Source organism: Hansschlegelia beijingensis, assembly GCF_045505405.1.
GTDB lineage: Bacteria > Pseudomonadota > Alphaproteobacteria > Rhizobiales > Methylopilaceae > Methylopila > Methylopila beijingensis_A.
Genome location: NZ_JBJKEX010000188.1, coordinates 1 through 5,911, shown reverse-complemented (window position 1 = coordinate 5,911; position 5,911 = coordinate 1). Strand labels below are relative to the sequence as shown.

Genomic DNA, 5,911 nt, shown 5'->3' with positions numbered 1-5,911 from the left:
CCATGGCGTCGGTCCGGCGGCCACGGAGGTGATCCACGCCGCGGCCGCCGAGTATGTGCCGTTCGTCGTGCTGCTGTTCACGCTGTTCTCACGGCGTCGGCCGCATGGGGCTGCGCGGACGTGCGGGCGTCGATGCTGCCGGTCTTGATGTCGTCGGCGTCGCCCGACAGCGGATAAGTCATGCTGCATGCGGCGGTGAAAAGCGCGACCGTCGAGATCGCAACGACCCGCAGCAGCAGTCGCGCTCGCGGCGCAGCCGACGCTCGTGTAGAGGAAACGCGTGTCGCCAGAGGCGGATCGAGGCTACGCAACAAACTCAGGAACTCCTTGATCGCCGCTGGATTGAACGGCAGGAGCAGTTAATGCCGGGTGACTTCCACGCAGTCGACGACCCCTTCCCTGTGATCGAGGCTTGGCTCGAAGAAGCGCGCGCCACCGAGATCAATGACCCGAACGCGATGGCGTTGGCCACCGTCGACGAGCACGGGATGCCGGACGTCCGTATCGTCCTGATGAACGGCTTCGACCGCCGCGGGCTGGTCTTCTACACCAATGTCGGCAGCGCCAAGGGCGCGCAGCTCGATCAGCAGCCGAAGGCCGCCGCCGTGTTCCACTGGAAGTCGCTGCGGCGCCAGATCCGCGTGCGCGGTCCCGTCGAGCGCGTCAGCGACGCCGAGGCGGACGCCTATTACGCAACCCGCCCGCGGCTCAGCCGCATCGGCGCCTGGGCCTCGCGGCAATCCCAGCCGCTGGCCTCGCGCGCCGCGCTCGAAGAGGCGGTGGCGACGCGGGAAGCCGAGTTCGCCGGAGGCGAGCCGCCGCGGCCGGACTGGTGGACGGGCTTCCGCATCATCCCCATCTCGATCGAGTTCTGGCTGGACCAGCCGTTCCGCCTGCACGACCGCGCGGTTTTCCGGCGCGAGAGCGCGGCGGACGCCTGGGTCCGCACCCGCCTCTATCCATGAAGGCTCAAAGCCGCGATGACGACGCCTGACCGACCGGCGGGCACGCCGCCCGCGACCTGCCCGATGTCCGGAATCCGCACGGGCGACGCCGTCCCGAGCATGAGCGCGGCGCCGACCGCCACGACGCAGGGCCCCCGGGGGCGGAGGAGATGGTGTAGTTCCGTTTCAGCGGCGCGCCGCCCGGAACCGCCAGCCACAGCGTCAGATACTGGCCGGGCCGGTGCGGAGCGGTCTTGCCGCCGTCGGCGGGCTTCAGCACGAACGAGGTGATGACGTCGCTCTCGCGACGTCTTTCGGCGACGACGAAATCGCGCCAGCCGACCCAGCCGCCGGGCGTGGCGGCGTGCTCGGCATAGATCTGGCTCTCGCGCCCGATCAGGATGTCGGCGAGGAACCAGTAAGCCTCTCCCCACGCCGCCAGGATCTCCGGCGTCGCGGCGTCGCCGAGGACGTCCTTGATCGCGGCGAGCAGCGCCTCCGCGACATGCGGATAGTGCTCGGGCAGGATGTTCAGCCCGACATGCTTCTGGGCGATGCGCTCGACTGCGCCGGCCAGCGCGCCGAGATTGTCGATGTTCTGGGCATAGGCCAGCACGGCCCCTGCGAGGGCCTGCGGCTGCGAGCCGGTCTCGCCATGATGCGACTGGTTGAAGAGCTCGCGGATCTCCGCGTTCTGGAACAGCCGCTCATACATGCGCCGGGTGATGTCGAGCCCATGCGCCTGCAGGGCTGGCACGGTCGCCTCGACGAGGCTGATCGTCGGCTCGCTGAGTTCTCTTGCCATCTGTCCCCCGAAGGTGTGCGTGCCGCACATCTTCTAGAGGCTTGGATAAAAGGTGTAAAGCCAATATACCTTCGAGAATGCGCCTCACGCTCCACACCGACTACGCCCTGCGCGCGCTGATCTATATCGGCCTGCGTCCGGACCGGCGCGTCTCGATCCGGGAGATCGCGGAGGCGCACCGCATTTCCGAAAACCACCTCGTCAAGGTGATCCACAATCTCGGCCGCGGGGGATTTGTTCAGACCACGCGCGGCAAGGGCGGCGGCCTCAGGCTGGCGCGCGCCCCCGAGGAGATCAGGGTCGGCGACGTCGTTCGATTCACCGAGGAGGATCTCGCCCTGGTGGCCTGCTTCCAGGCCGACGGCCCGGGCTGCGCGCTGATCAATGTCTGTCGGCTCCAGAGCCTTCTGTGCGAAGCGCTCGGCGCCTTCATGGCCGTGCTGGACGGCAAGACGCTGGCCGATCTGATCGGTGGCGCGAACCGGCCCGCGATGGAGGCCCGTCTGGGCCTCGCAGGCCCGGTGGCGGAGACGCCCGCGCTGCTCGCCGCGCCCTAGCGACCGATCGCCGGCGGGAGGCAAGGCCAGTTCGAAGGGAGGAAGGCGTCAGCGCCGCCGCCGCGCCGCGGCGATCGCGGCGCCGACGCCCGCGAACAGCAGTGCGCCCGCGGCCACCACGCCGATCCGGACCACGTTGGCGGCCATGAGCGGCGCCCCGGCGGTCGCCTCCGCGGAGAACGATCCCTCCGTGCGATGGCGGCCCGGCACGGGCGCCTGCAGGTTGTCGCGGCGGTCCGGCGAGATCGGCTCGTCGCCCTGCTGGCCCTCGACGGCCCTCGCCAGATAGCGATCCATGAAGCCCGGGAGGATCGCGTTGCCCAGAACCGTGAGCGCGGTGGTCCAGCCGATCCAGTAGTCGGAGCGGTTCCCGTGGGCGGCGCGGAACACCGCCTCCGCCACGAGTTCTGGCTGAGTGGGCGCCCCCATCGGCCGGGGCGCGTTTTCGAGGTGAGCGCGGGCCCAGCCGAACTGGGGCGTGTTGACGGCCGGCAGATCCACCATCACGAGCCGCACGGCGGACCTGTCGTGGATCAGCTCGGAGCGCACGGATTCGGTGAAGCCGCGGATCGCGTGCTTGGCGCCGCAATAGGCCGACTGCAGGGGAATGCCCCGATAGGCGAGGGCGGAGCCGATCTGGATGATCGTGCCGCGATCCCGCACGCGCATGCGCCGGAGCGCCGCCATCGTGCCGTGCACGAAGCCCAGATAGGTCACCTCGGTCACGCGCCGGAATTCCTCGGGCGTCATCTCGCCGAAGCGGGAGAACACCGTCTCCATCGCGTCGTTGATCCAGATCCGGATGGGGCCGAGCTCCGCCTCGATACACTCGGCGGCCGCGAACATGGCTGGGGCGTCCGCGACGTCGGCCGCGATGGGCAGCGCCTGTGCGCCGCGACGTGCGCATTCCTCGCGGAGGTCCTCGAGCGCTGTCGCGTCGCGCGCGATCAACCCGAGCCGGAAGCCCGCATCGGCGAACCTTATGGCGATCGCCCGCCCGACCCCTGCGCTTGCGCCCGTCACGACGACGACCGGCCCGTTTCCTTGGTTCATCACCGCCCACCCCGTTGCAAGAGGTTGGGGAACACCGTGACCGTCAGTCGGTTCCGACGTCTCCGCCGTCCGGTAGCCCCGCGCCTTCGAGGAGCGGGCGGGTGGCGGCAAGCTCTGCGCCCATGAGGTCCATGAAGGCCCGCACCCGCGGGGACTGCCGCAGATCGGGATGGGTCAGGATCCAGAGATCGGCGGCGAAAGCGGGGTCCGGCGGGGCGAGCCGGACCAGAGCCGGCCGCGTCTCGGCGATGAAGCATGGGATGTGGCCGACGCCGAGCCCCGCCTCGACCGCCTCGGCGAGGCCAAGCACCGTGTTGGTCCGGTAGCGCAGCCTGGCCTCCGGTATGTTTTCGCGCGCGAACCTGACGACCTTCAGTCCGGTCAGCTCCTCGCCGAGCGAGACCCAGGGCCGCATCTTGAGCTCGGCGAGGTCCGGCAGCGCGTCAGGGTCCGGGAAGTCGGACGCCCGCCCGTACAGCGCCCATGCGATGCGCGCCACCCGCCGCCCGACAAGGTTGTCGGGCGGGCTGTCTGTCGCCCGGATCGCGACGTCCGCGTCGCGCTTCGACAGGTTGAGCGCCGGATTGCCGATGACGACGTCGAGGCGGATGTCCGGGCAGGCCTGCTGGAAGCGCGCGAACAGCGGCGTCAGCAGGTGGATCAGCAACGTGTCGTTAGTCGCGACCCGGAGATCGCCGGCCGGCGAGATCGCGCGGCCCTCGATGCGCCGGGAGAAGGCCGCGATGCGGTCTTCGACCTCGGCGGCGAGACGCGTCATCTCCTCGCCGGCCGGGGTGAGCCCGTAGCCGTTGCGGCGGCGCTCGAACAGCGTGACCCCGAGCGTCGTCTCGATCTGGCCGAGCCGGCGAAACACGGTCGAGTGGTTGAGCCCGAGCGTCGCCGCCGCCCCCGGCATGCCGCGCGCCTCGGCGATCGCCTTGACCAGCCGCAGATCATCCCAGGAGAGCGAACGGAACAGGTCGGCCATCTGCGCACCAGTTGATTCTCGAAGGGATGATTTGCATCAAAGCAGGATGATGGTGGATCGCGCAATATGCAGCTTGCGCGTGATCAAGCTGAGGGGGGTACGAAGCGCGGGCGGCAGGGCCACCTTCCGTCCCATCGGCGCAGACGGCGCCACGACCATCGGAGCGCTGCAATGGCTCACAACGGCATCCACCACGTCACCGCGATCGCGGGCTCCGCCCGGCGCAACGTCGACTTCTACACCCGCGTGCTGGGCATGCGGATGGTCAAGAAGACCGTCAATTTCGACGATCCCGGCACGTACCATCTCTACTATGGCGACCCGGAAGGCTCCCCGGGCTCGATCCTGACCTTCTTCCCCTGGGCGCATGTCGCGCCCGGCAGGCTCGGGGTCGGCGAGACGCAGGAGACGGCGCTGCGCGTGCCGGAAGCCGCGCTCGGCTTCTGGACCCACCGCTTCGTCGCTCAGGGCGTCCGGCATGAGGCGCCGGAGACCCGCTTCGGCGAAACCGTGCTGCCGTTCCGGGATCCGGACGGCATGCGGCTCGCGCTCGTGGCGGTCCCGGGCGCCGAAGCGGAGCCCGCCTGGAACGGCGAGGACGTGCCGGCCGAGCATGCGATCCGCGGTTTCCACGGCGTCAGCCTGCTGCTCGAGGACATCGCCGCCACCGCGGCGATCCTGACGGGCGTGTTCGGTTACGCCGAGGAGCGGGCCGAGGGAGCGACGACCAGGTTCCGGGCCGGCGACGGCATGGGCGACGTCATCGACCTCAGGGCCGCTCCGGGTTTCCTTCCCGGCAGGCCCGGCGCGGGCGCCGTCCACCACATCGCCTTCCGTGCGGCCGACGACGCCGAGCAGGCGGCGATGGTGGAGAAGCTCGCGCGGGTCTACGGCGTCCCGACCACGGAGCAGAAGGACCGCGACTATTTCCGGTCCGTCTACTTCCGGGAGCCCGGCGGCGTGCTGTTCGAAATCGCCACGGATGTCCCGGGCTTCGCGGTCGACGAGCCGGCGGACGAACTCGGGCAGTCGCTCAAGCTGCCGAAGTTCCTGGAGTCGCACCGGGCGCGCATCGAGGCGGCGCTTCCGCCGCTCGCCGACGCGGCGGCGGAGACAGTGGGCTGAATGTTCCGGCGGGCGCCTCCTGCGCCCGCCGCCTTCTCTCCAATATGGGCCGCGGTCGCGGCCGGAGGTTCGCCATGACGGTCGCAGAGACCTTCCGTCACCTTCATCGCTTCATCCCCGCGACGGAGCCGTCCCGCCCGCCGCTGCTCCTGCTGCACGGCACTGGCGGCGACGAGAACGACCTGCTCCCCCTGGGACAGGCGCTTGCGCCCGGCTCGGCGCTCCTCGCGCCGCGCGGGAACGTCCTCGAGGGCGGCGCGCCGCGCTTCTTCCGACGACTGCGGGAGGGCGTGTTCGACGAGGACGACGTCCGCCGCCGCGCGCATGACCTTGCGGATTTCGTCGCAGAGGCGCGCGACGCCTACGGGCTCCGGAAGCCGGCCGCGCTCGGCTTCTCCAACGGCGCGAACATCGCCGCCGCTGTCCTGCTGCTTCGGCC

The 5,911-nt window shown here is 70.2% G+C and carries 6 protein-coding genes and 1 pseudogene; 4 read left to right on the top strand and 3 right to left on the bottom strand.

The features are described 5' to 3' along the window. The first annotated feature begins 362 nt into the window (after positions 1-362). A complete protein-coding gene (pdxH, locus tag ACIKT0_RS11910) occupies positions 363-965 on the top strand; it encodes a pyridoxamine 5'-phosphate oxidase (protein WP_407105549.1) in 603 nt (200 codons plus the stop codon). A gap of 124 nt (positions 966-1,089) precedes the next feature. Here pdxH and ACIKT0_RS11905 read toward each other — a convergent pair. Continuing rightward, a pseudogene (locus ACIKT0_RS11905) lies at positions 1,090-1,749 on the bottom strand (globin domain-containing protein); the annotation flags it as partial. Positions 1,750-1,826: 77 nt separating this feature from the next. On the opposite strand from ACIKT0_RS11905, the gene ACIKT0_RS11900 reads away from it, so the two are divergent. Beyond that, the gene (locus tag ACIKT0_RS11900) at positions 1,827-2,306 is read left to right on the top strand and encodes an RrF2 family transcriptional regulator (protein WP_407105548.1); all 480 of its coding nucleotides are present in this window, start codon (positions 1,827-1,829) and stop codon (positions 2,304-2,306) included. A gap of 48 nt (positions 2,307-2,354) precedes the next feature. On the opposite strand, the gene ACIKT0_RS11895 is transcribed toward ACIKT0_RS11900, so the two are convergent. Beyond that, positions 2,355-3,359: an SDR family oxidoreductase gene (locus tag ACIKT0_RS11895; RefSeq protein ID WP_407105547.1), complete on the bottom strand. Its 1,005-nt coding sequence runs from the start codon at positions 3,357-3,359 to the stop codon at positions 2,355-2,357. A gap of 43 nt (positions 3,360-3,402) precedes the next feature. Continuing rightward, positions 3,403-4,347 carry a LysR family transcriptional regulator gene (locus ACIKT0_RS11890; RefSeq protein WP_407105546.1) on the bottom strand — a complete coding sequence of 315 codons (945 nt, stop codon included), beginning with the start codon at positions 4,345-4,347 and terminating at the stop codon, positions 3,403-3,405. Positions 4,348-4,518: 171 nt separating this feature from the next. Here ACIKT0_RS11890 and ACIKT0_RS11885 point away from each other — a divergent pair, with 171 nt between their 5' ends. Continuing rightward, a complete protein-coding gene (locus ACIKT0_RS11885; protein WP_407105545.1) occupies positions 4,519-5,472 on the top strand; it encodes a ring-cleaving dioxygenase in 954 nt (317 codons plus the stop codon). Between the two features lie 74 nt (positions 5,473-5,546). Then, a partial coding sequence (locus tag ACIKT0_RS11880; RefSeq protein ID WP_407105544.1) for an alpha/beta hydrolase occupies positions 5,547-5,911 on the top strand: 365 nt, incomplete at its 3' end.